The organism is Nostocoides sp., assembly GCF_037045025.1.
Lineage (GTDB): Bacteria > Actinomycetota > Actinomycetes > Actinomycetales > Dermatophilaceae > Nostocoides_A.
In genome coordinates this window covers 236,445-260,354 of the sequence record NZ_JBAOHM010000015.1, presented here as the reverse complement: position 1 = coordinate 260,354, position 23,910 = coordinate 236,445, and the positions used below count along the sequence as shown (strand labels likewise).

22 protein-coding genes and 1 pseudogene are annotated in these 23,910 nt (G+C 69.6%); 15 read left to right on the top strand and 8 right to left on the bottom strand.

Features of this window, described 5'->3' with window-relative positions; translation table 11 throughout:
- Positions 1-55 precede the first annotated feature (55 nt).
- Together V9G19_RS20375 and V9G19_RS20370 are read left to right on the top strand one after the other, a co-directional pair.
- Positions 56-994, top strand: coding sequence for a hypothetical protein (locus V9G19_RS20375; protein ID WP_462287237.1), 939 nt, complete (start codon positions 56-58; stop codon positions 992-994).
- Positions 995-2,118: 1,124 nt separating this feature from the next.
- The gene (locus V9G19_RS20370) at positions 2,119-3,294 is read left to right on the top strand and encodes an MFS transporter (protein ID WP_462287236.1); all 1,176 of its coding nucleotides are present in this window, start codon (positions 2,119-2,121) and stop codon (positions 3,292-3,294) included.
- A 9-nt stretch (positions 3,295-3,303) separates the two neighbouring features.
- On the opposite strand, the gene V9G19_RS20365 is transcribed toward V9G19_RS20370, so the two are convergent.
- Together V9G19_RS20365 and V9G19_RS20360 are read right to left on the bottom strand one after the other, a co-directional pair.
- Complete coding sequence (locus V9G19_RS20365; protein ID WP_462287235.1) at positions 3,304-3,981, bottom strand: hypothetical protein; 678 nt, start codon at positions 3,979-3,981, stop codon at positions 3,304-3,306.
- Between the two features lie 135 nt (positions 3,982-4,116).
- The gene (locus V9G19_RS20360; RefSeq protein WP_462287234.1) at positions 4,117-5,532 is read right to left on the bottom strand and encodes a cytochrome P450; all 1,416 of its coding nucleotides are present in this window, start codon (positions 5,530-5,532) and stop codon (positions 4,117-4,119) included.
- Between the two features lie 77 nt (positions 5,533-5,609).
- On the opposite strand from V9G19_RS20360, the gene amrB reads away from it, so the two are divergent.
- The 5 genes from amrB (at position 5,610) to V9G19_RS20335 (ending at position 11,184) form a co-directional block, all read left to right on the top strand.
- Positions 5,610-6,419 (top strand): AmmeMemoRadiSam system protein B, encoded by an 810-nt coding sequence (gene amrB, locus V9G19_RS20355; protein ID WP_462287233.1) that lies wholly within the window; start codon positions 5,610-5,612, stop codon positions 6,417-6,419.
- 73 nt (positions 6,420-6,492) lie between these two features.
- Positions 6,493-7,110 carry an AmmeMemoRadiSam system protein A gene (gene amrA, locus V9G19_RS20350; RefSeq protein WP_462287232.1) on the top strand — a complete coding sequence of 206 codons (618 nt, stop codon included), beginning with the start codon at positions 6,493-6,495 and terminating at the stop codon, positions 7,108-7,110.
- Entirely contained in the window at positions 7,107-8,225 is a 1,119-nt protein-coding gene (gene amrS, locus V9G19_RS20345) for an AmmeMemoRadiSam system radical SAM enzyme (protein WP_462287231.1), read from the top strand. Before amrA ends, amrS begins: the two co-directional genes overlap by 4 nt.
- Positions 8,226-8,496: 271 nt before the next feature.
- Positions 8,497-10,464: a GTP-binding protein gene (locus V9G19_RS20340; RefSeq protein WP_462287230.1), complete on the top strand. Its 1,968-nt coding sequence runs from the start codon at positions 8,497-8,499 to the stop codon at positions 10,462-10,464.
- An 18-nt stretch (positions 10,465-10,482) separates the two neighbouring features.
- Entirely contained in the window at positions 10,483-11,184 is a 702-nt protein-coding gene (locus V9G19_RS20335) for a metallophosphoesterase family protein (RefSeq protein WP_462287229.1), read from the top strand.
- Between the two features lie 159 nt (positions 11,185-11,343).
- Here the strand turns inward: V9G19_RS20335 and V9G19_RS20330 are convergent, their stop codons facing one another.
- From V9G19_RS20330 to V9G19_RS20315, 4 genes are all read right to left on the bottom strand, one after another.
- On the bottom strand, positions 11,344-11,772 hold the full coding sequence (locus tag V9G19_RS20330; RefSeq protein WP_462287228.1) for a rhodanese-like domain-containing protein: 429 nt from the start codon (positions 11,770-11,772) through the stop codon (positions 11,344-11,346).
- A 209-nt stretch (positions 11,773-11,981) separates the two neighbouring features.
- A complete protein-coding gene (locus tag V9G19_RS20325) occupies positions 11,982-12,740 on the bottom strand; it encodes a sulfite exporter TauE/SafE family protein (RefSeq protein ID WP_462287227.1) in 759 nt (252 codons plus the stop codon).
- Positions 12,741-12,876: 136 nt separating this feature from the next.
- A complete protein-coding gene (locus V9G19_RS20320) occupies positions 12,877-14,229 on the bottom strand; it encodes an NAD(P)/FAD-dependent oxidoreductase (RefSeq protein ID WP_462287608.1) in 1,353 nt (450 codons plus the stop codon).
- Positions 14,230-14,304: 75 nt separating this feature from the next.
- Positions 14,305-15,936, bottom strand: coding sequence for an MBL fold metallo-hydrolase RNA specificity domain-containing protein (locus tag V9G19_RS20315; protein WP_462287226.1), 1,632 nt, complete (start codon positions 15,934-15,936; stop codon positions 14,305-14,307).
- An 88-nt stretch (positions 15,937-16,024) separates the two neighbouring features.
- Here V9G19_RS20315 and V9G19_RS20310 point away from each other — a divergent pair, with 88 nt between their 5' ends.
- Both V9G19_RS20310 and V9G19_RS20305 read left to right on the top strand, forming a co-directional pair.
- The gene (locus V9G19_RS20310) at positions 16,025-17,047 is read left to right on the top strand and encodes a DUF2889 domain-containing protein (protein ID WP_462287225.1); all 1,023 of its coding nucleotides are present in this window, start codon (positions 16,025-16,027) and stop codon (positions 17,045-17,047) included.
- A gap of 12 nt (positions 17,048-17,059) precedes the next feature.
- Positions 17,060-18,247 carry a UDP-N-acetylglucosamine pyrophosphorylase gene (locus tag V9G19_RS20305; protein ID WP_462287224.1) on the top strand — a complete coding sequence of 396 codons (1,188 nt, stop codon included), beginning with the start codon at positions 17,060-17,062 and terminating at the stop codon, positions 18,245-18,247.
- Between the two features lie 41 nt (positions 18,248-18,288).
- On the opposite strand, the pseudogene V9G19_RS20300 reads toward V9G19_RS20305, so the two are convergent.
- Positions 18,289-18,941 (bottom strand): annotated as a pseudogene (locus tag V9G19_RS20300) (DUF4921 family protein).
- Between V9G19_RS20300 and V9G19_RS20295 the strand changes: the two are divergent.
- From V9G19_RS20295 to V9G19_RS20285, 3 genes are all read left to right on the top strand, one after another.
- Complete coding sequence (locus tag V9G19_RS20295; RefSeq protein WP_462287223.1) at positions 18,940-19,374, top strand: hypothetical protein; 435 nt, start codon at positions 18,940-18,942, stop codon at positions 19,372-19,374. The pseudogene V9G19_RS20300 and the gene V9G19_RS20295 overlap by 2 nt on opposite strands.
- Before the next feature lie 276 nt (positions 19,375-19,650).
- On the top strand, positions 19,651-19,815 hold the full coding sequence (locus V9G19_RS20290; protein WP_462287222.1) for a hypothetical protein: 165 nt from the start codon (positions 19,651-19,653) through the stop codon (positions 19,813-19,815).
- 424 nt (positions 19,816-20,239) lie between these two features.
- Complete coding sequence (locus V9G19_RS20285) at positions 20,240-20,401, top strand: hypothetical protein (RefSeq protein WP_462287221.1); 162 nt, start codon at positions 20,240-20,242, stop codon at positions 20,399-20,401.
- A gap of 120 nt (positions 20,402-20,521) precedes the next feature.
- Here the strand turns inward: V9G19_RS20285 and V9G19_RS20280 are convergent, their stop codons facing one another.
- On the bottom strand, positions 20,522-21,910 hold the full coding sequence (locus V9G19_RS20280) for a tryptophanase (protein WP_462287220.1): 1,389 nt from the start codon (positions 21,908-21,910) through the stop codon (positions 20,522-20,524).
- A gap of 98 nt (positions 21,911-22,008) precedes the next feature.
- Between V9G19_RS20280 and V9G19_RS20275 the strand changes: the two genes are divergently transcribed.
- From V9G19_RS20275 to V9G19_RS20265, 3 genes are read left to right on the top strand one after another with little or no spacing between them, the layout of a single operon-like run.
- Entirely contained in the window at positions 22,009-22,842 is an 834-nt protein-coding gene (locus V9G19_RS20275) for a hypothetical protein (RefSeq protein ID WP_462287219.1), read from the top strand.
- A complete protein-coding gene (locus tag V9G19_RS20270; protein WP_462287218.1) occupies positions 22,839-23,213 on the top strand; it encodes a hypothetical protein in 375 nt (124 codons plus the stop codon). The genes V9G19_RS20275 and V9G19_RS20270 overlap by 4 nt, the downstream gene beginning before the upstream one ends.
- Positions 23,185-23,856, top strand: a complete 672-nt coding sequence (locus V9G19_RS20265) for a nucleotidyltransferase family protein (RefSeq protein WP_462287217.1) — start codon at positions 23,185-23,187, stop codon at positions 23,854-23,856. The genes V9G19_RS20270 and V9G19_RS20265 overlap by 29 nt, the downstream gene beginning before the upstream one ends.
- Positions 23,857-23,910: the final 54 nt, after the last annotated feature.

Here is a 23,910-nt window from a genome sequence, read left to right as displayed (position 1 = left end):
AGATCTCCTGCGCGACCGCTTGGAGAGCGTTGCCTGTCCGCAGGAAAATGTGCAGGTGGATGACGTTTTGGAACTCGCCGGGGAGATTGCCGACCTGCATCGTGGCCGCGGGCTGCGCCGCACGTCCTTGCCCATCGGCCCGAGGCTGCGGGCCGCCCTGCACCTCGACATCTCCGTCGGAACCGTGGAGGCCCGCGACCGCGTCGTGGCCTCGATGCGGGCCTCGGCGAGCACGCTGCCCGACGACCTGCAGAGCATCTTTTTGATCGCCTCCGGATTGACGGCCTCCGAGCCTCTTCTCGGCGACCGGCTGACCCGCGCAGGCAAGGAGGTCGACCGGGATGTCCGCACGGTGCGACGCCGGCTGACGGAAGCCAACACTGGAGTGGCTACGGTCCTTGCGCGCGGCTCGCAGCGCCCCGTAGAGATGGGCAGCGCGTGGTTCATCGAGGAGTTCGATTCGCTCACTGACCTGCGAACTCACCGGCCGGTGCTTCGCGGTCGCAAACTCGTCACTCCCACCCTCGCCGGAGTATCCGCCGTGCGGGAGCAGTTCCTCATGCCCCGCTCGGTTGACACCGGCCCGGAGCCGACCATTCGAGTCACCGAGGGCGGGGAACTCACGCGGCTCGACCAACAGGGGCGTAACAGCTGGACGTACGACATTGCGCTGGCGGAGCCGACGCGGGTGGGCATTCCGCAGACCATCGAGGTGGAGGTCACGGTCCCATCCCGCGAGTGGTTGATGCCGCGGTCCTTCTTCACGCCCTATCGCCCCTGCCGACGGATGACGTCGACCACGCACTTCGGCACGCCGCCGGCCGCCGAACTCGCCTGGCAGCTAAGGGGCGTCCTGCAGGGTCAGTCCTGGGACGACTCGCCAACGGGCGCCCTCATCGATCCGCGGGAGAACCCCGATGTCGTGCTGGAGTTCGAGAGCCTGCAGATCGGCCTGAGCTATGGCATCGCCTGGCGGTGGGTCTCGGCCAAGTAAGCCCGCTACGACCAGGATGGGGGCTGGAAGAAATCCAGCCCCCACCGCGATTAGGCGCGCGCGCCTCTATTGATCTAGATCAGACTCCAATGTGCCAGCCAACCCACTGCATTGGGTCCACCTCCTTCGTTCTTGATTCGTCAATTCTAGATCCGCTTGTCGCCTGGCCTGAGCGTGGAACCACCTCGCGTGGCGACGAGCATGGGGCTGGTAGTGAGCATGGTGGGCGTGGCTTGTCAGGTCAAGGGCAGACATGCTGGCGTTTCCGGGAACTCGCGGGATCTGTCCGCGGTCACCGAGCGGGCCGGGTTGGGCTGGTGCCCGCAACCCGCGCCGGCCGGCGAAGTGACGGTCGCGCCGGCCTGGGGTGACCGCGGCGACCGGGATCGCGCGGTATCTGTCCGGAATTGGCCCGGCCACCGAGGTGCCCCCGAACCTATTGGTCCTTGCCATGCTCATGGCGGGAAGCATTACCCGTTACGAAGAATAGCGGAATGGGTGGGCCAACCCGTGAACGGAATGTCTCTATGGGTTGGTCAACCCATGTGTTCAAGAATGCAACCGCGCGAAGCGAAGAACAGGTCCCGGCTATGGGTTGAGCAACCCATCGCGAATTGTCAACGATGCCTCACTTGCGCCATGGGTTGATCAACCCAGGAGTTGGCCGGGGAGTCGTGCGGGGCTTCCGAGATGGGCATGACGAAGGGCGGGGAGGTCGCCCTCCCCGCCCTTGACCTGCAGGTTTGCCGCTCACAAACGTCAGAAGCGCACGATCCAGCCGATCCACTCCATTTCATTCACCTCCCCGAGTGAGTTCCTTGTTGGTGTTTCCACTCTCCATCTCGAGGATGTCTTTGGGAATGGGTTGATCCACCCGTATTGGGGTGTTAAAAGATTGAGGAAAACCGTGCCAAAGAATTGTCAATGGGTTGGCCAACACATCGATGGGTTGGGCATCCCATGTGCCTCAGGAGGAAGCCGAAAGGGCTGTTTCGTGACCTCTTCCAACGGGGGAAGACCTGCAAATTGGTGAGGTTGAGGGCACGCCTTTGCCGGGCATGCGACTACGCGGGTCGTGCGCCGGTGCTCAGCTCGGGCCGCGGCACGCCCGTAGGCTCGGTCGGGTGCGCCGAAGTTTCGCTCTGATCGCGATCGTGCTGGTCGCCGTCAACCTGCGCCCGGGGGCAACGTCACCGGGGCCGGTGCTGGCGGAACTCCAGGACGGCCTGGGCATGTCTGAGGGGCTGGCCGGCGCCCTGACCGGGCTGCCGGGGTTGTGCTTCGGCGTGATCGGGCTGCTCGCCGTCACGCTCGCGCGGCTGGTCGGAACGACCTTCGGCATCGGGATCGGCCTGGTCGCGGTGGTCGCAGGCCTGCTGCTGCGGTCGCTGGCGCGCGATCCCGGCGTCTTCCTCGTCCTCAGCGCCCTGGCGCTCGGTGGGATGGCCTTGGGCAATGTCCTCGTCCCGGCATGGATCAAGTCCCATCCGGCGCAGCAGGTGTTGCTGCAAACGGTCTTCGGCGCGGGGCTCATGGTCGGCGGGGCGTCGGCCGCCCTGCTCACGGCCCCGGTAGCCGACAGCGGCGGCGGATGGCGCCCCGCCCTCGGGCTGTGGGGATTACCCGCGGCGCTCGCCGTGCCGCTGTGGCTGTGGCTCGGCATACGCGAACACCGGCTCCCCGCCGATCACCGCAGCCCGCTCGCGCAGCCCAACCTCGGCCTGGTCCGCTCACCCACGACGGTCGCGCTCACCGCGATGTTCGGGATCCAGTCCATGCAGGCGTATGTGCAGTTCGGCTGGCTCCCGCAGATCTATCGCGACGCCGGCCTGTCCGCCGCAGCGGCCGGCTCGCTGACGGCGCTGCTGACCGGCATCGGCTTCCTCGGGGCGTTGAGCATGCCGAGCATCATCGAGCGCGGCCGCGGCCTGCGCGCGTGGATGGCGTCCTTCGGGGTGCTGCTTATCGCCGGCTACCTCGGGCTCTTCCTCGCGCCGGCAACCCTGCCGTGGCTGTGGGCGGTCCTGCTCGGTGTCTCGGGGTTCGCCTTCCCCACCGCGATGGCGCTGCTGACCGCCCGCACGCGAGATCCCGCGGTGACCGCGCAGGTCTCCGGCTTCGTCCAGCCGATCGGCTATCTCCTCGCCGCGCTCGGGCCCTTCGGCGTCGGGCTGCTGCACGCGGCGACCGGCGGGTGGACGCTCGTCCTTATCGTGTTGGCGGCATTCGGCATACCGCTGTCGTGGTTCTCGGTGCGGCTGGCCGGACCCACCTTCGTCGACGACGAACTGCCGGCCTGAGCGAGCCCGTCACAGGTCGCGTTCCGGCTCCGGAGTGTCGAGATAGCCGTCGGCCGAGGCCGCACGCAGCGCCTCCTGCGGGGTTTGGACGTCGCGCCCCAGCTCGCGGTATTTCTCGCAGATCCGGTTGAAATAGGTCACGACCGTGGACATCTGCACCGGCGGCGTCATTCGCCGGCCGATGGTCTTGCGCGGCAAACCGCTGGCCAGGAGCTTGAGCGCCTCCAACTCGCGGGGCGCCAGCCGCGGCACCATCGAATCGTCGGTGACCAGGACATAGGCCAGATCGCCCGAGACCGCGAAATCACCGCCGGCGGCGGAGCGGATGACCTCGACCATCCGGCGTTGCGGGTCGGACTTGAGGATCACCCCGGAGGCACCGGCCATGACGGCCTCCCGGATCGGGATTGGGCGGACCTCCGATGTCAGCACGACCGAGCGGATGCCGCGGGCTGCCAGCCAGGCGATGCCGTCGGTGGGCTGGCTGCCGTCGTGCAGGTGCAGGTCGAAGAGCACGACATCGGGCGGCGCCGCGAAGCTGGCCAGCAGCTGTTGCAGTGAGTTCCACGAGCACGCCGCTCCCAGCCACTCGATATCGGGAGCCATCCGGGCCAGGATTGCTCCGATGCCCTCGACCACAACGGGATGATCGTCAACCGCGGTCAGTCGGATCGACGTTTCGGTCACTCTGTCCGCCTCTCGAGAGGTGTGCGCCGTCCTCCCTGCGCTCATCCAATACATATCCGTCCCGGAGGGGTAAGTCCTTCGTTTGAAGGACTTCCGGCGGTGCGGCCCGATCCTGAGGCTGCTCCGCGCCCGCGATCACGCGGGCTGGCCGACCCGCACCCGAGGTCGCACGGTCAGTCCGAACCCGGTCGGCATGAGCGTCAATCGCTCGGTCACTGCCAGGTCGTATGCCGCATCGGCGGTCAGCTCGAAGCGGTGCACCAGCCGGGCGAGCACCAAAACGGCCTCGTGAATGGCGAACTGCCGCCCGATGCACGCCCGCATCCCGGTGCCGAACGGCCGGTAAGCGTGCGCCGGCCGGGCGCGCACTCGCTCGGGGAGGAAGTTGTCGGGGTCGAAGCGATCGGCATACGGGCCCCAGACGCCCGGGTCGCGATGCACGCCGGGGAGAAAGACGATCAACCAGTCGCCGGGCATCATCGCGTAGCCGCCCACGGTTGTCGGCGCTCGCGGAGTGCGGGCGAAGCCGGGCGCCGTCGGCCACAGCCGGAGCGTCTCGTCCAGAACCCGGCGCAGGTAGCGGAACTTCGGCACCTGCTCGAAGCTCGGCCGGGCGTCGGGGTTGGGGCCGAGGATCTCCTCGGTCTCGGCCTGCGCCCGGGCGAGCACGTCCGGGTGGCGAGTGAGGAACCACAGCGCGAATGACACAGCGCCCGAGGTCGTTTCGTGTCCGGCGGTCAAGAAGGTGAGGATCTGGCTGCGAATGTTCTCGGCGTCCAGGCGCGCACCGGTCGGCGCGTGCGCGTGGTAGAGCATCCGGCCGAGGAGGTCCTCGCCGACCTCTCGCGGCCCGAGGGCCACCCGCTCGGCGATGATCGCGTCGGGGATCGCGCCCAGCCGGCCGCGGATATCGCGGGTCCGCCGGTTCTGCCTACGGGTGAAGACCGGCCCCAGCGGCAGCGTCCACAACGCGGCGGCCAGCTGCGCATACCGTAGCGAGTCAACCATGGCCACGACATAGGGGTCGGTCTGCTGGGTGGCGAACGTCCCGAAGCTGTGGCCGAACGCCGTCCGCCCGATCGTCTCCAGCGTCATCCGGGTCAGGTCGCCGGACACATCCACCGGGCCCTCGGCGGCGCTCCACTTCGCGACGAAGTCGTCGGCCACAGCGTTCATCGTCTCGTGGTAGCCGCGCATCGCGGGCCGGCTGAACGCCGGGACCAGCAGGTCGTGGGCGACCTGCCAATTGCGCTCGTGCGTGTATGCCGTGAACAACCCGTCGGCGGCGAACGTCCGCAGTGTCCGCACCGCCGGGGCGAGCGCCTTGTCGAAGGTGGCGTCGTCGCACACCTGACCGGACAGCTCGGCCCCGCCGGCGAAGACGAACCGCTCCCGGTAGGCGCGGATCTCGAAGAGCGGCGGCAACCCGTCGAGGCGCCGCATCAGGTTCTGCACCGGGGTGCGGGGATCGACGTCCTTCTCGATGTCGCCGTGGAGCCGCCGCCGCCCGGGAGGGTGGGGCAGGCTTTGACCGGACCAGCTGTTGCGCACCCTGCCATCATCGCTCGCTCGTTGCCGAATCGAGGGCCCAGGTCGTGATCTCCGGCCGGTGCAGGCACACTGGAGGTATGCAGCGGGTGCGACCGGCCGCAGTAGCCGGCATGTTCTATCCGGGTCGACGCGAGCAGCTCGCGGCCGACGTCGCGGGATTGCTTGAGGGGGCGCAGGGGCGGCTCGAGCCGACGTGGTCGGACGCCAAGGCGTGGATTCTGCCACACGCGGGATATGTCTATTCGGGCTCGACGGCCGCCCTCGGGTATGCCTCGCTGGCGGCCCGCCGCGACGAGATCACCCGGGTGGTGCTCCTCGGCCCGACCCACCGGGTCGCCTGCGACGGGCTGGCGCTGCCGGAGGCGGATGCCATGGCGACCCCGCTCGGGCTGGTGCGGGTCGCCCCGGTCGACGCCCAGCTGCGCGAGGCAATGCCGCAGCTGGTCGACCGCCGTGACGTGCACGCCCAGGAGCACGCGCTCGAGGTGCAGCTGCCGTTCCTGCAGAGCATCCTGCGCGAGATCGAGGTCGTGCCGCTCGCCGTCGGGCGAGCCGATCCCGAGGCGGTGGCCGAGGTCATCGACGCCTTGTGGGGCGGTCCCGAGACCGTCGTCATCGTCAGCTCCGACCTCTCCCACTATCTCCCGTATGCCGCTGCTCGGGCGGCCGACGATGCCACCCTTGAGCAGGTGCTCGCCCTCGACGGCCCGTTGACCCACGAGCAGGCGTGTGGCGCTACGCCGATCAACGGGCTGCTCGTCGCGGCGCGCCGACGAGGGATGACGCCGACCCTGCTCGGTGCGTGCAACTCCGGCGACACCGCCGGGGACAAGGAGAGGGTGGTGGGTTATGCCGCGGTGGCGCTCGCGGAGTCCGCGACCGGGTGACGGGGCGTTCGGCCGCCCGGCCGGCCGGACCCCGGGCCGGTCGCGGGCCCGCTCCGGACAGGGCGGGGCGGAAGTGACCCTGCCGCCCGAGGCCGGCCCGGTGCTGCTCGCGCTCGCCCGGAATGCGATCGCGGGCGCCGTCGGTGGGGATGCCGGTCCGGGGACGTTCGCACCTGCGGGCGCGGACGTGAACGCGAAGACCGATGCCGCGCAGGAGGACTGGTTGGATGCTCCGGGCGCCTGCTTCGTCACGCTGACCAATGCCGGCCGGTTGCGCGGGTGCATCGGCAGCATCGAGCCGCGCCGCAGCCTGGGCGCCGATGTCCGCGCCAACGCGGTGGCAGCGGCGACACGCGATCGCCGATTCGGGCCGGTCACCGCCCCCGAAATGCCCGCCTTGGCGGTCGAGGTGTCCGTGCTGTCCCCGGCCTCGCCGATGTCGTTCGCCGACGAGACCGACGCGCTCGCGCAACTGCGTCCTGGGGTTGACGGGCTGGTCCTGGAGTGCTGCGGCCACCGCGCAACCTATCTGCCGCAGGTGTGGGACAAACTCCCCGACCCCGGAGCATTTTTGGCGTCCTTGAAGGTGAAAGCCGGCCTGCCCCAGAACTTCTGGAGCGACGACCTCGAGCTGAGCCGCTACACGGTCACCGAGTTCCACGAGCCGAGCCCAGCGGGAGGCGAGTCATGAACGGGGAGCAGGGGTTTGCGGCATACGAGAGAGGCGAAGCGAATGCCGGCCACCCGGCACGCTATTGGCACCGGCTCGACGACGGCCGCATCCAGTGTGACGTCTGCCCGCGCGATTGCCGGCTGCGCGACGGTCAGCGTGGCTTCTGCTTCGTCCGGATGCGTGCAGGTGACCAGCTCGTGCTTGCCACCTATGGCCGGTCGTCGGGCTTTAGTATCGACCCGATCGAGAAGAAGCCGCTGGCGCACTTCTATCCGGGCAGCAGCGTGCTGTCGTTCGGCACGGCCGGGTGCAACCTCGGCTGCAAGTTCTGCCAGAACTGGGACATCTCGAAGTCGCGGGAGATGGACCGGCTCATGGACTCTGCGGGGCCCGACGACATCGCCCGCGCGGCCGCCGATTGGCGTTGTCGCAGCGTGGCATTCACCTACAACGACCCGGTCATTTTCACCGAGTATGCCGTGGACGTCGCCGCCGCGTGCCGGGAGCGGGGACTGCTCAACGTCGCGGTGACGGCGGGGTATGTCCACGACGAGCCGCGCCGGGACTTCTTTGCCGCGATGGATGCGGTCAACGTCGACCTCAAGGCGTTCACCGACGAGTTCTATGCCAAGGTCACCGGCGCCCGGTTGCGTCCGGTCCTTGACACGCTGACCTATCTGGTCCACGAGACCTCGGTGTGGACCGAGATCACGACGCTGCTTATTCCGGGCTACAACGACTCCGACGCCGAGTTGACCGCGATGTTCGAGTGGGTGCTCCGCGAGCTGGGACCCGATGTGCCGCATCACCTTTCGGCCTTCCATCCGGATCACCGGATGCGTGACGTCTCGCCGACTCCGCTGGCGACGTTGGTGCGCGCCCGCCGGCTGGCGCGTGATGTCGGGCTGCGGTTCGTCTATACGGGCAATCTGACCAACCGGGCGGGTGAAGTGACCTCCTGCCCCTCCTGCGGGACCGCGCTGATCGAGCGCGACCGCTACGCGATCCGCCGTTATCGGCTGACCCCCGAGGGGCGCTGCCCCCGGTGCGCGTATGCCGTTCCCGGCCGGTTCGCGGCCCACGCCGAGGACTTCGGCTCCCGCCGGATCCCGGTCCGCATCGCCGGTCGCTGACGTCCCGGCATCCTGCCCCGCGCGAGGAACTTCTGCTAGCAGCAGTTGGTTGGCAGGCAATACCTTGCTGCCTAGGGGGAGGTTGACCAACTTCCGCTAGGACGGCCAGGCCAGCCCAGCCTCGGCCACGCCCGGGGAAAACCGCTCGCGCGCCGGGTTGGCGCGTGTCACAGTGGCAGCCACCCGCCGGCACGGCATCCCGCCAAGGGAAGGACTCGCATGACAGCCACCACGCTCCGGACCCCCATCCGTTTAGCCGTGGAGCTGACCCATGTCCATCCTCAACCTCGGAGTGCTCGCGCATGTCGATGCCGGTAAGACCAGCCTGACCGAGCGCCTCCTCTATCTGACCGGGGCCATCAGCACGCTCGGGCGTGTCGACGACGGCACCACCCAGACCGACAGCCTCGAGCTGGAGGCGCGGCGCGGGATCACGTTCCGTGCGGCCGTGACGTCGTTCTCGATCGGCGACCTCCTCGTCAATGTCGTCGACACTCCCGGGCATCCCGACTTCATCGCCGAAGTCGAGCGGTCGCTCACCGTCCTGGACGCCGCGGTGCTCGTTCTTTCCGCCGTCGAGGGGGTGCAGGCGCAGACTGTCGTCCTGTGGCGCGCCCTGCGGCGGCTGGGGGTGCCGACCGTGCTCTTCGTCAACAAGATCGACCGGGTGGGCGCCGACGTTGGTCGCGTCGAGCGGCAGGTGCGGCGGCGTCTGACCGGTGACCTCGTCGTGCTGAGCGAGATCACCGCGCAAGGGTCGCGGGCGGCGGACGTGCGGGTACGGGACCTGTGCGTGCCTGACGTGCTGGACACGGCGGCGCTCGCCGACGAGCAACTGTTCGCGGCGGTGTCTCGCGGGCCGGGAAGTGCGCCCACGGAGGGCGATGTCGAGGCGGCCCTGCGGCGCGGCATACGTGCCGGGCGAGTGACGCCGCTGCTGTGCGGCTCGGCGATCACGGGCGCCGGAGTTGGGCAGCTGACCGCGGTGCTCCCGTGGCTGATCCCGCCGGCGATTCCCTGGGGTCGGAGCGAGCCACCCGCCGGCACGGTGTTCGCGGTCGACCGAGAAGCAGGCCAGCGGCGGGCGTGGATTCGGTTGTGGGGCGGGCAGATCGGCATACGGGATCGACTGCGGGTCCCCGGACGCGAGGGCGGACGGGTCACCCAGCTGGCCGTCAGCCGTCCGGGCGGGGTCGTCCGCGCGACCGCCGTGGACGCGGGCGAGATCGCCGCAGTGTCGGGACTGGAGCTGCGGATTGGCGATGTCTTCGGCACCCCGCCGGGCCGACGCCGGCATCGATTCGCACCGGCCACCCTGCGTGCGCTGGTCGAGACCGACCAGCCCAGTGAACGCACGCGCCTGTGGGCATCGCTCGCCGAACTCGCCGACGAGGACCCGCTGATCGGGCTGACCCTCGATCCGCACGCAGGCGAGGCGAGCGTGGATCTGCACGGGGAGGTCCAGCGCGAGGTCGTCGAAGAGACCCTGCGCCGACGCTTCGGCGTCGTCGCCCGCTTCCGGGAGACCGCGGTGATCTGCCTGGAGCGCCCGCTGGGCTCTGGGGCGGGCGTCGAGCGATGCGGCGAGGACGGCAATCCCTATCTGGCCAGCATCGGGTTGCGCGTCGAACCACTGCCGGTCGGTCGCGGGATCGTGTTCTCGCCGGGGATCGAGCGCGGCAACCTCCCGGCGGACTTCGTCGCGGCCACCGAGGAGGGCGTGCGCGCCGGCCTGCGCCAGGGACGGTATGGCTGGGCGGTGACCGACATCCGAGTCACGATGACCGAGTCGCACTACTGGCCGCGCCAGAGCGCGATGCACCAGAAGTTCAACAAGGCGATATCGAGTGTCGCCGCCGATTTCCGCAGTCTCGCGCCGGTCGTGCTGCACGCCGCCCTGCGCCAGGCGGGGACCGCCGTCTGTGAGCCGGTCGAGCGATTCGACCTCGATGTGCCCGAGGCGGCCTTCCCCGCGGTGGCCGCCCTGCTCGGGCGCTGCGGCGCCGTGGTCGCCGAATCCGCGGGCGCCGACGGCCACGTGCAGGTGCGCGGGACCGTGGCGACGTCCCGGCTGCGCGCGTTAACCAGTCGCCTCCCCGACCTCACCGGTGGCGAGGCGGTGCTGGTCAGCGAACTCGACCACCATGCTCCGGTCATCGATGGTCGGCCGCCGGAGCGGCCGCGCCGCGGACCGGATCCGGCCGACCGGTTGACCTGGTTTCGCGATGTGCCCCGCTAAAACGCCTATCGTCAGGACATGGCGGTGCGTCTGCTCCAGATCAGCGACACCCATCTGCGCAGCACGCCCGGCGAGGCGGGCTATCCCGATCCCGCCGAGCGTTTGGACATCGTCCTGCGCGCCGTGCGCGGCCACGGCTTCGTCCCGGATGCCGTCGTGCTCAGCGGGGACATCGCGGACGACGGCACGCTCGGCGCGGTCGAGGCCGCTGCCGCGGCGGTGGCGCCGCTTGGACCGGTGGTGGCGGTCCCCGGAAATCACGACGATCCGGGCCCGGTGCGCACGGTTTTCGGCGATCCCTGGCTGGATCTGGGGGAGGTGCTCCTCATCGGAGCCGACACGACGATCCGGGGGGAGACCGCCGGCACCGCGGCACCGCTGGCCCGCGTGGTCGCCGCCGCTCCGGACGATCGGCAGGTCGTCGTCGTTGGTCACCATCCGGTGCGCTCGCGCTCAGCCCATCCCTGGTTCGTCTTTGCCGACCAGGGTCTCGTCCACGCCGCGCTCGCCGAGCGGCCACCACTCGCGCTGCTCAGCGGGCATACCCATGAGCCGTATGCCGCTCCCGGCCCCGCCGGCGTTCCCCTCCTCGGCGCGCCCTCCACCTTCTATGGGATCGCGCACGACGCGATGACGTGGGAGCGCGCGGACGGCACGACCGGTGCCCTGCTGATCACGATCGACGCCGGCGAGGTCCGGCACGAGGTGCTGTTGGCGTGACCGCGAACCCGCGTGCGCGCGGCTGCACCCAGATTGATCGGATTATCTCGGCATATCTAGGCGTGGCGGTAGAGATAGGTAGAAAATACAAGCAGCCGCAACCTGAGCAATTGTGCGGGCTCATGTTCCCAGCCTGTGGTGAGGGTCTGGGCTGCCAGCCTAGGCACGGGGTTTGCGCTCGTACGGCTGGACCGGATGCCCGGCCTGCTGCCACGCGGAGAAGCCGCCCTCGATGTGCGCCACGTCGGTGCGTCCCATGTCCTGCAGCGTCTTCGCGGCCAGGGCCGAGCGCCAGCCGCCGCCGCAATACAGCACCAGCTTGCGGCCGTCGTCGAGGGCGGCCCTGTAATAGGGGCTTTCGGGATCGACCCAGAACTCGAGCATGCCCCGCGGCGCCGGATAGGCGCCGGGCACGGTGCCTTCGCGCTCCAGTTCGCGCGGATCACGGATGTCGACGAGCAGCACGCCCGGATCGCCGACCAGCGCGGCCGCCTCGTCCAGGGGGATCGTCTCGATCGTGGCCATCGCCTCGTCGACGAGGACCCTGTGGTTCCTCGCCAACGGGCTCCCGGGCTCGCGGTGCGACATGATCTGACTCCTCGGGTGGTCGATGCGAGTGGTCGATGTGGGCGCTCGAATGTGCCCGGCCGGGCCGCTGCGTCGCGCACCTAGCGCACGTTAGTCGGTGTCCCACTACCGTGCAGCCTATTGGGGGGCAAGGAAAGCCTGCTAGCAGAAGGTCCTCGGCCCCCGGCTGCAGAAGGTCCTCGGCCCCCAGCTGCAGCTCCACCCAGCGCTCAGCTGCGGGCGAGGAGGATGACGGCGGCGAGGGCCGAGGCGAGCAGCACGGCGGCATCGAAGTGGGCCTGGCTGATTCGCTTGATCGTCGCCGCGCCGAGCCAGGCGCCGGCGAGGATCGCCGGTGCGAGGAGCAGGGCTCGGCCGAGGTCGGTCCAGTGCATCAGGCCCAGCCCGACGGAGAAGGGGACCTTGGTCAGGTTGACGATCAGGAAGAACCACGCGTTGGTGCCGACGAACCGGCGCTTGTCGATCCCGGCGGCCGAGAGATAGAGCGCCATCACGGCGCCGGCGGCGTTGGCGGTCATCGTCGTGAACCCGGCCGCGGTCCCGGCGCTCCAGGCGGCCGCCGGATGGTGGTGGGCATCGGCGGCCACCGCATCCCCGCGCCGTTTGAGCCCCAGCTGCAGGCCGACGAGGACGAGGATGATCACCCCGATCGACCGTTTGAGGACGATGTCGTCGACGACCCGCAAGAACATGGTCCCCAACACGAGTCCCACGACAACCGCAGGCAACAGCCGGCACACCAAGGCCCAGTCGGCGTCGCGCCGATAGTGCCAGCACGCGATGACGTCTCCGACGATCAGCAGCAGCAAGATCGCCGCCGTCGACTGCTTGGCCGGCAGCAGGCCGGCAAAAATCGCCACGCTGATCGCGGCCAGACCACCCAGGGCAGTCTTGGAATAGCCGATGATCAACGCCGCGAGGACGATCAGGGCCGCGGCGCCGACGGTCAGGTCACCGGCTGCAAGCACGACCAGACCGTATGCCGCTCACTCGCCTCGCGTCGAGTCCGGCCGGCCCCCCGCTCCGAGCCGATCGTGTTGGTCTTTGGTCGTCCTGGCAGCCAAAGACCTACACGATCATCGCGCGCCGGATTCGCTCGGCTGGTCAGCGCTCGGAGTCGAGGCGCCCCAGCCGTTGGATCGCCCGCCGCCCGAAGACCTGCTGGCTGGTGATCGTCCGCTCGGCCCGGCCGCGGCCGACAAAGCTGACCAGCCAGCTGATCAGCGTCGTCAACCGGGACTTAAAGCCAATGATGTAAACCAGGTGCACCGCCAGCCAGGCCAGCCAGGCGATAAACCCCGTCAGCCGGATCCGGCCGATCTCGGCGATCGCCGCGAACCGCGAGATCGTCGCCATGCTGCCCTTGTCGTGATAGGTGAACCGCGCGCCGGTCGGTTCGCCCGCCAGGCCCGCCCGGATCTCGGCAGCCGCGTGCCGCGCGCCCTGGATGGCGACCTGCGCCACACCCGGAAGCTTGTCGAGGCTGGCCATGTCTCCGATGACGTGCACCTCGGGGTGGCCAGGCAGGCTCAGATCCGGCTGGACGGGGATGCGGCCGGAGCGGTCGACGTCCAGGCCCACCTGGCCGGCGAGCTGTTTGGCGAGCGGGCTCGCCGCCACGCCCGCCGCCCACACCTTGGTGACCGCCGTGATGCGTTCCTCGCTCGTGCTGCCATCGGGATGTTTCTCGGTGACCGTGATACCGGTCTCGTCGACGCCGGTGACCATCGCCCCGAGGCGCACCTGGACGCCCAACTCCTCGAGTGCCGCCTTGGTCTTGGCCTGCAGGCTCGGGTGGAAGCTGCCGAGCACAGCCCTGCCGGCGTCGAGCAAGATGATCCGCGCATCCCCCGGATGGATGAAGCGGAAGTCGTGCTTGAGGGTGCGCTTGGACAGCTCGACCAACTGGCCGGCCATCTCGACCCCGGTGGGCCCGGCGCCGACGACGACGAAGGTCATAAGGCCCGCCAGGTCCTCCGTCCGACCCTCCCGGGCCGCGACCTCGGCGAGTTCATAGGCTCCGAAGATCCGCCCGCGCAGCTCCAGCGCGTCGTCGATCGTCTTCATGCCCGGCGCAAACTCGGCGAACTCGTCGTGGCCGAACCACGACTGCGCCGCGCCCGCGGCGACGATCAGCTGGTCGTATGCCGTGGTGAAGGTGTCGTCGAGAACCTCGGCCGTCACCGTTCGTGCGTCGAGGTCGATCCCGGTCACCTCGCCGAGGACGACGCTGACATTGCGTTGCCCGGCGAGCACCTCCCGCGTCGACGGGGCGATCTCACCCTGGGACAGGATGCCGGTCGCGACCTGATACAGCAGCGGCTGGAAGAGGTGGTGGCTGGTCGCGGCGATCATCGTGATAGCGACGTCGTCGCCGGCCAGGGCCCGGGCGGCGAACAGCCCGCCGAAGCCGGAGCCGATGATGACGACATGCGGCCGGTCCGTGGGCGCCTCCAACCGCCGCGGCGCGGCGTCAGGGGTGGGGTCGGGGGCAGGGATCGGTTCGGCGCTCACGTCAGGGGCAACCGCGGCTCATCCCGGGTTCTTCCCTGCGGCCAGCCGGATCGTGATCGTTCCTTCCAGGACGATCTCCCCGGCCGAGCGCGTCCGGATGGTCAAGTCGCTGTTGACGGTGGCCCCCTCCAGGTCCGCGCTGGCGACCGGCAACGATGCCGCCGGGACCGACTCTGCAGGAGCCGACGCCGCGGGGACCGACGCCGCCGCGACCGGGGCCGCGGGGACCGAGGTGGCTGCGGGCGCGACCTCGCCGCCTGGGGCGTCGAGCAAGATGCGCTCGGCATACGACGGAACAACCGCGAGCAGGCCAAGCTCGCCGCGGATCCGCCCGGCCAGGCGCGCGGCGGCCTCCTCCTCGCCGTGGACGACATAAACGGTCCGGGGCGGGGGATCGAGCGCGCGCAGCCAGTCCATCAGGTCGGAGGCGTCAGCGTGCACCGAGAACTCCCGGTCGGCGACGATCTCGGCGCGGACCGGGACATACTGGCCGTGCATCTTCAGCTGGGTCGCGCCCTCCAGCAGCGCCCGCCCCCGGGTCCCCGCGCCCTGGTATCCGGTCAGGATGATCGTGTTGCGGGCATCGGGCAGCATCCGTTCAAGGTGGTGCAGCACGCGGCCGCCATTGACCATGCCGGACGAACTGATCACGATGTGCGGCTCCCGTCGGCGGCCGCTCGTCAGCGCCATCGACTCCTCGGCCGAGCGGACGATGTGGACATTGGACATCTTGGCGAAGCCACCCACGTCGATGTCCGGATGCAACTCGCCCCCGGCCCGTTTGTAGACCTCCAGCCCCGCGCTGGCCATGGGGGAGTTGACATAGACCGGGATGTCCGGGATGCGGCCGTCGGCGCGCAGTTGCGCGATCGTGCGCAGCACGACCTCGGTGCGGTCGATCGCGAACGCGGGAACCAGCACCGACCCGCCACGCTGCACGGTGCGCCGGACGGCGTCGGCGAAGTCCTCGTGCGGAAGGTTGACCGGCTCGGGATGCTCCCGGTCGCCATAAGTCGACTCGACGAGCACGACCGGAGCGCCCGGGGGGATGTCGCGTGGGCGCAGCACCGGGTGGTCGTGCCGCCCCAGGTCGCCGGAGAACAACACCGACGTCAGCGGCGTGGTCACGGTCACCGAGGCGGAGCCGAGGATGTGGCCGGCGCGGGTGAACAGCACCCCGATTCCGTCGCCGAGGTCGGCTTCCCGGTCGAAGTCGACCGGGGTCAGCAGCGGGATTGTCCGCTCGACATCCTCGGGGGTATAGATCGGCAGCGGCGGATTGTGCTTCGACCAGCCCCCCGCCGCGGCGTCGCGGGCCTCCCGCTCGGCGAGGAAGCCGGCGTCCCGCAGCACAATCGCCGCGAGGTCCCGGGTGCCGGCGGTGCACCATACCGGCCCGGCGAAGCCGTTCTTGACGAGCGCCGGCAGATAGCCGCTGTGGTCCATGTGCGCGTGGGTCAAGATCACGTCGCTGATCGTGTCGGCCGGAACCGGGAAGTCCTCCCAGTTCTTCAGCCGCCACTGTTTCTCGCCCTGGAACATCCCGGCGTCGATCAGGATCCGGCGCTCGCCGATCTGCAGGAGGAACTTGGAGCCGGTGACGGTCTGAGCCGCTCCCAGGAAGGTCAGCGAATCGGTTGTGGGCGTCATGTGGTCAGGCTATTGCGACGGCGGATCCCGGGGGCGAGGGGACGGACGGTGCGCAGGCAATTTGGGACTCGCAGGCCATACTCGACCCGTGACCGCAGCGATCAGTGGGCGGCCCGGCCTCGCCGGGCCGACGACCACGACCCCACCGCGGCTGCCGGGGTCGGTGCGGCGCACGACCAATCTCGACCTGCTGCCCCAGCCCGACGGCACGCTCGTCCTGGCCGGCCGCGCGCGCGATCTGGTGACCCAGCGCGACGGGCGGACCCGGGCCAGCGCCACCGGCCTGCTCCGGCTGCGGGTCGATCACGAGCGGCGCGTCGCTGAGGTTGGCGCTCACCCCGGCGGTGACGCGCTGGCCGCCCTGGTCGGCCGCAGCGTCAGCGCGGGCTTCCGGACGGCCGTCTATCGGGCGCTGCCGCAGGGATATGACGACGGCTCGCCGGTGCACCTGCTGCTCGATGACGTCCCCGGCGCGATGGTGATCAGCGGGTTCGCGCGCCGCCGCGCCGCCAAGGCGGCCGGCGTGCCCCCGCCGCCGCCCGCGGCCAGCCGGCGGCTCGACGTCTGTATCGGCTGGGCGAGCGATAGTGACGCGGCTCGCCGCCTGGCGCGGGGCGGCGCGTCGCCACCCCACTGGAACCCCCCGGCTCCCGATCTGGCCGCCGCCGATCCGATCGGCACACACTCCCAGCCCGATCTCCCAGTTCATGCCATGCGCCGCGCCCGCCGGCTCGACGTCCGGCCCGATGGACCGGACACCCTGGTGGCCGATGTTAACTTCCGCGACACCTTCGCCGACGTCGACGGCACTGTCCGGGTGCTGCACGAATATTCGGTGCGGCTGCAGGCGACCGCGGGCCGGGTCAGCGCCATCGACGTGACCGCGCACGTGCTTCCCCACCTCGAGTGTCCTCTCGGGGCGGCGTCCGCCCAGCGAATCGTCGGCCGCTCACTGAGCGTCCTGCGGGACTTTGTTTCGCTCGATCTCTTCGGTCCGACCACCTGCACTCACTTGAATGACCTGCTCCGTGGGCTCAGCGACCTGCCGGCGCTTGCCGGGCCAGTGACCGCCCTCGCGGGGCCGCTGCCGTCCTCGTCCACGAGCCTGTGATTGGGTGGAGCGGTGAGCGAGCTGCACGCTGCCCTGCTGGCCAAGGGCGTCACGATCCGCTGCCCCGAGAGCGTCGACCTCGACGGCATCGATCCCGACCGCATCAGCGCAGACGGCGTGGTGTTGCATGCCGGCACCCGGCTGCGCGGCGCGAGCACGGTGGTCAGCGCCGGCTGTGAGCTCGGCCGGGAAGGGCCGGTCACGGTCGAGGACTGCCAGCTCGGGCCCAAAGTCGCCCTCAAGGGCGGGTATGCCGCCCGCTCGGTCTTCCTCGCCGGTGCGAGCCTTGGTCTGGGCCACCACATCCGGGAAGGCACGCTGTTGGAGGAGGAGGCCAGTGTCGCCCATTGCGTCGGGCTCAAACAGACGATCCTGCTGCCCTTCGTCACCCTCGGCAGCCTGATCAACTTCTGCGACTGCCTGATGGCCGGCGGCACGAGCCGCAAAGACCACAGCGAGGTCGGCTCGTCCTATATTCACTTCAACTTCACCCCCACCGGGGACAAGACGACCCCGAGCCTGTTCGGCGACATCCCCCGCGGCGTCATGCTGCGGGAGCGGCCCATCTTCCTCGGCGGCCAAGGTGGGACCGTCGGGCCGGTGCAGGTCGCCTATGGCGCGACGGTCGGCGCGGGCTCGATCCTGCGCAGTGACGTGATCCGGGAGGACAGCCTGACGATCGTCGGGCCGCCGCCGTCGATGACCCAAGACGCGGCCTCGGCCGAATATCGGGCGATCAACCGCATCGTGGCCAAGAACCTCGCCTATGTGGCCAGCCTGGACGCGCTGCAGGAGTGGCATCGCCAGGTGCGTGCTCCCTTCTTCGCCGCCTCGGAACTCGGTCCGCTTGTCGCGGAGGGAGCGCTCGCGGCGCTGGATTCTGCTCGCACCGAACGACTCTCGCGCCTGACGGCGCTCGCGACCAAGATGGATCACCGCGTCGATCACCAGCGCGCGGTTGCGGAGCAGATTGATTCCGTATGCCGCCTCTTCCTCTCCGCAGCCCCCGCCGCTCCCGCTCAACTCCTCGAGGCGACGGCCGCCGCGGCGGCGGCCGGAACGGCATATGTCTCGGCGATCCAGGGTCTGGATGAGGATGTGGTTGCCGCCGGCACCCACTGGCTGACCACGATCATCGAGGCGCGCTGGCAGCAGGTCGAGCCGCTGCTGCCCGCGGTGGCGCGGCTGGGGCGACGCTGACGGCTTGCTCGCGAGTGCCGGGCCGGCCGGCGCTGTTGAACTCAGCCGATCGTCATGTCGGCCAGGGCGCCGGATTCGCGCAGATCGTGGAGGACTTGCTTGACCCGGCCCGCGACCGTCCACGGATCGACGGTGTTGATGAAGACATTGGTGCCGCCCTCGAAGCGGGCGGGGTTGTTGCGTGCAGCATGTCCGCCCAGTCGTTGATCACTTCACCCGGCAGGTCCCAGGGCACTCCGGTCACTTTGGTGTAGATGTCGACGCCCGGATAGCGGTGTCCGACACCGGCAAAGGCGACGGCGTAGGCGTTCTCGGCGATGAGTAGCCCATGCTGGCGGGCGAATTCGGGCCCCCAGCGCTGATAGAGGGTGGGATCGGATTGCAGCCGTTCGTATTCGGCGCGGGTGCGTTCGCCGATCTCGTCGATGGCGACGAGTTGTTTGTGGAGGTGTTCAAAGGACGCGCCGGCCGGGGCGAGCCAGTTCTGGAAGATCGACACACAGCGGGCGTGGATGTTGTCCGCGACGAGCGAGGCGGCACTGGAGATCGTCGCGGTGATGAAGGCCTGGTGTTCCTCGCGGCCAGAGGGGATCCTTCTCGTCTCGAGCGCGGCGCTGGTCGCCGGGTGCACCGTCGGGGATACGACGTCGTCGGCTCCGGCCGCCCAGTCGGCGCCACCACCCCAGCCAGCCATGACCCTCGCCGGGGCAAAGTCGTTCTACCGGACCCAGGATGCCGCGCTGGCCACCGCCTACGCCGCGGCCTTCGGCAAGAAGTACGACCGAACGCGCCTGTCCCAGGCGCTGCTCAGCCCCAAACTCGAGGAGGCGCTCTTCCGGAGCAAACCGTTGCAGGCGCAACGCAAGACCACCAAGGTCAAGCCGTCGACGAGCGTGCGCCGGGTCTATGGCCCGCTCACCGCAACGGGACCCCAAGACGTGATCGCGGCCGTCTCGGTGAGCAAGGGCTCCCTGGGAGGGGCTGCGGGTGTTGCGTCGCGCCCAAGCCGACAAAGGACGGCACGTCGCCATCACGGTCAGGGACCACGGCAAGCCGGTCGTCATCGGCGCCGAGGCGGCCACCCTGATGCCCCCAAAGATGCGTTAATCCGTTATTCACCAAAGTGATTCGTAGATGGGGTGGACCGGCCAGACAAATCACCCCGAGAGTCCGCGAACACTCTGGCGCCCAACTGTATTCGGGATTCACACAAGTGGAGAGCGAGATCGCTGCCCGTGTCCGGACTGGGCCAATCCGTGGCCTACCAAGGACATCCGGAGGTCCTTGTGGCGGGAGACGATCCCGCATTGAATTCATTGCGTCGCCGGAACCCGCAAGACGCGGTGGGGACCGGCGACAGATGCGGGAACCAACCGAAAACGTCCACGAAGGAACGCCTCGCCATGCGCAGCCTGCCTGCCCTCCTCCTTGCCTCTTTGTCCCTCACCCTCGGCCTGGCCGCTCCGGCCCACGCCGATGGCCCCGTCGGATGCCCGCCCGGCTCGACCGCAGCGGCGTGCACCACCGGCAATGGTCACGGCGACGGCGGGATGTGGTGGCCCCCGTGACCCGGACCGACGCCATCGCGCGATAGCCGGCAGCGCAACGAAGCTCAGGGCCCGATCCCCCAAGGGGGTCGGGCCCTGAGCTATTTGCCGGATGCGTGGTGTTGGTGCGTTGTTCACCGGCTCGGTTCGCTCCGGCAACGGCGGCGCCTTCCCGTGCATGTAGTAGTCGATCTAATCCCCTGGGGGACAACTGTATTGACGATGCACGACGGGATCAGACAGCAGTCCTCAGTGGTGGATAGCCGTGTCCGGACTGGGTCATTTCCTGGCCAACCAAGGACAGCCGAAGGTCCTTGTGGGGGAGCGCAAGAGCGCATTGAATTCATGGTGTCGAAGGAACCCGCAAGACGCGGCGGGGACTGGAGACGGCTCGATGCAGATCGATGCGGAAGCCCCGACATTTCGTCCACGAAGGAACGCCTCCATGCGCAAACTCCCCGCCCTCCTGCTCGCTTCCCTCTCCCTGACCCTCGGCCTGGCCGCGCCGGCGCACGCCGACGGCCCGACCGGATGCACCCCGACCTCGACCGCGCCGGAGTGCACCGGAAACGGCCACGGCGATGGCGGGATGTGGTGGCTTCCGTGAACCGGAAGTGGCGCAACGGCAGACGAGAGTAGTCGTTGCGTCGCAACAGCAGGTTAGGGCCCGACCCCATCCCGGGGGTCGGGCCCTAACTGCGTCCGGCCGGCACCCAGCACCACTCGGTCAGCGAATCGGCGCGAAGCGGGCGGTGAAATGCCGCAACGTCGGCGGTTCCTCGATGATCCGATAGCCCGTCAGGTCCGCAGTCTGCGCGACGACGCGTTCGGCCACCTCGATGACGTAGTCGATGTGACTTTGGGTATAGGTGCGCCGCGGGATCGCCAGCCGGACCAGTTCCATGGCCGCCGGTTGTTCGCTGCCGTCCGGGTGGCGGCCAAACATGACCGAGCCGATCTCGCACGAGCGGACACCGCCGGTTTCATACAGCGCGACGGCCAACGCCTGGCCGGGGAAGTGCAGTGGCGGGATGTGGGGGAGCAAGGCGGCCGCGTCGATATAGACGGCGTGGCCACCGGCCGGTCGGATGCACGGGATCCCGAGTCGCTCAAGAGCGTCGGCGAGATAGGCGGTCGAACGGATCCGGTAGCGCAGATAGTCCTCGCTGACCGTCTCCTTCAGACCCTGCGCGAGCGCCTCGAGGTCACGACCAGCCAGGCCGCCATAGGTGGGGAAGCCCTCGGTGAGGATGAGCAGGGTTCGGCAGCGCTGGGCCAGGTCGTCGTCGTCGAGGGCCAGCCAGCCGCCGATATTTCCCATCGAGTCCTTCTTGGCCGACATCGTCATGCCGTCGGCGCAGGCGGCGATGTCGCGGATGATCTCGGGTATGCCGCGCTCGGCCTGCCCAGGCTCGCGCTGCTTGATGAACCAGGCGTTCTCGGCGAACCGGCAGGCGTCGAGGAAGAGCGGCTTGCCGGCGGCGCGGCATACGTCGGCCACGGCCCGAAGGTTCTCCAGCGACACCGGCTGGCCGCCGCCGGAGTTGTTGGTGATCGTCATCATGACGACCGGAACGTCCTCTCCGCGCTCGGCGAGCAGGCGCTCCAACCGGGCGATGTCCATGTTGCCCTTGAACGGATGCTCTGCCCGGGGGTCGTGGCCCTCGTCGATGACCAGGTCGACGGCTTCGGCCCCGGTGTATTCGACGTTTGCTCGTGTGGTGTCGAAGTGGGTGTTGCTGGGGACGACCTTCCCCGGCCCGCCCAGGACCTGGAAGAGGATGCGCTCGGCGGCCCGGCCCTGGTGGGTCGGAATCACATGCCGGTAGGGAAAGAGGGCCTGGACGGCGTCCCGGAAGACGAAGTAGCTGGGCGAGCCGGCGTAGGACTCGTCCCCGTGTTGGATCGCGGCCCACTGGTCGCGGCTCATGGCCCCGGTTCCGGAGTCGGTGAGCAGGTCGATAAGGACGTCGTCGGCGTGCAGTTGGAAGAGGTTGTAGTCGACGGCAGCCGCTTGCCGGCGCCGGTAGGCGGTGGTCGTCATGCGCAGCGGCTCGACCGAGTGGATGCGGAAGGGCTCGATAACCGTCCGGAACTCGACGTCGTTGTCAGTCACATCTGCGACGCTATCGTCATCGGGGCGCATAAGTTATGTGCTGACGCACTGCAGCCGCTGGGGATGCGGAGCGGGCGCTTTCACGAAAGGGTGAGATCATGAAACCGAAACGGCGCGGGCTGGGCCTGCTCATCACCGGGCTCGTCCTGATGCTGCTGGTCGCCCCGCTGCTCTTTGGCATCGGCACCTGGTATGGCGTCAAGCACATCAAGGATGTCGCCGACTCCGCCCAGACCGTCTCCCAGGGTGGGACGTTGACACTCGATGCCAACGAAAAGGCACTGGTCATGGTCGACGTTGGGGCCGCCGGCAGCGGCTCCGAGTTCAACGTGGAAACCGGCACGGCGACCCAGTCCTGCGATGTCACCGGTCCGGATGGCAGCGCTCTCGCGGCGACCGACGCCGAGAAGATCACCGCGACTGTGAGCGGCCGCCGCTACGAGAGCGCCGGGGTCTTCCAGGCGACCGGTGCCGGAGACTACACGATCTCCTGCGCCGCCGGTCCGACCAAGGTCATCACCGGCGACAAGGTCGAGGGCATGATCGGCGGCACCCTGCTGCCGGTGGCGCTCGGCTTCGGCGGAGCGACGATCGCCGGCCTGCTCGGGCTGATCTTGACGATCGTCGGGATCGTCAAGATGGTGCGTTCCGGTCGGGAGCGCAATCAGGTGGGGGGCCCGCCGCCGGCCTACGGCACCGGCTACGGCCAGCAGCCCGGTTACGGCCAGCAACCGGGCTATGGCCAGGCCCCGCCACCGCCAAACTACGGCCAGACCCCCCAGGGTCAGCCGAGCGACTCCGGGGGCGCCCCCACCTATCCCTCCGGCGCCAGCACCGCCGCCCCGCCGCCGCCGAGTCAGCCGTCGACCGGATCCGGGTCCAACTACCCGCCCCCTCCGCCCCTGCCGCCTCCCGCTGGCTCGGGCACATGAGCGGTCCGGCAGGCCCGGCCAGCCCGGGCGACTACGGCGCCACGCATGGACCGCAGGATGGGCAGCCAGGCCCCATCCAGCCCATCCAGGTTCCGCCGCCCACGTCAGCGCCACCACCGGCCGCGCAGCCGCCCGTGGTCCAGCCATCGCCTGCCCAACCGCCGGTTGGAACCCCGCCTTCCGGCTGGCAATCCGGCGCCTCGGCCGTCGGCCGGACCAACTGGCTCGGCGGGCTGACGGCAGCGAGCGGCACGATCGCCATGCTGCTGTTCTTCATCTGCGGCTTCGTCTTCGACGGCTGGGGCTGGTCGTGGCTGTTCTTCTTCCTGCCCGCTTTGGTCGGTGCCTTCGCCCGCGGCGCCCGGAATTGACGCGACCGAGTGCACCGCGCCGCCGGTCGCCGGGCTGCTGCTCGCGGCCGGCGCCGGCCGGCGGATGGGCCGGCCCAAGGCCCTGATCCGCTCGGTGCCCGACGGGCCGACGCTCGTCGAGCGCGGGATCGGCGCGCTGCGCGTGGGTGGCTGCGCCCAGGTCGTCGTCATTGTCGGTGCGGCAGCGCACGAGGTCGGGGAACTCGCCAGGGCTGCCGGCGCGGCTGTTGTGGAGGCTGCGGGCTGGGCTGGAGGCATGGGGTTTTCACTGCGAGCCGGCCTCGATTCGCTCCAGGCCGGCTGGTCAGCCGCAGCCGCCGATAGCCCCGCCGCCGCGCTCGTCCTGCTGGTCGACCTCCCCGACATTGGCCCCGACGTCGTCGCCCGGGTCCTGGCGACAGCTGCCGGGCCGTCGGCGCACGGCCCGCCGGTGGAGCGCCGGCTGGCGCGGGCGGCATACGACGGGCGGCCGGGCCACCCGGTGCTGATCGGCCGAGACCACTGGCCGGCGGCGATGACGGCCGCTTCGGGAGATCGGGGCGCGCGCGACTTCTTGGCCGACGCCAAGGTCTCGCTGATCGAGTGCGGTGACCTGGCTACCGGGCGCGACGCGGACACCCCGAGCGATCTTGACGAGCGCTGAGCGCGAGCGCGCCCGGCAGTTGCTACCGCCGGTCCGGCGCGTGGACCATGCTGG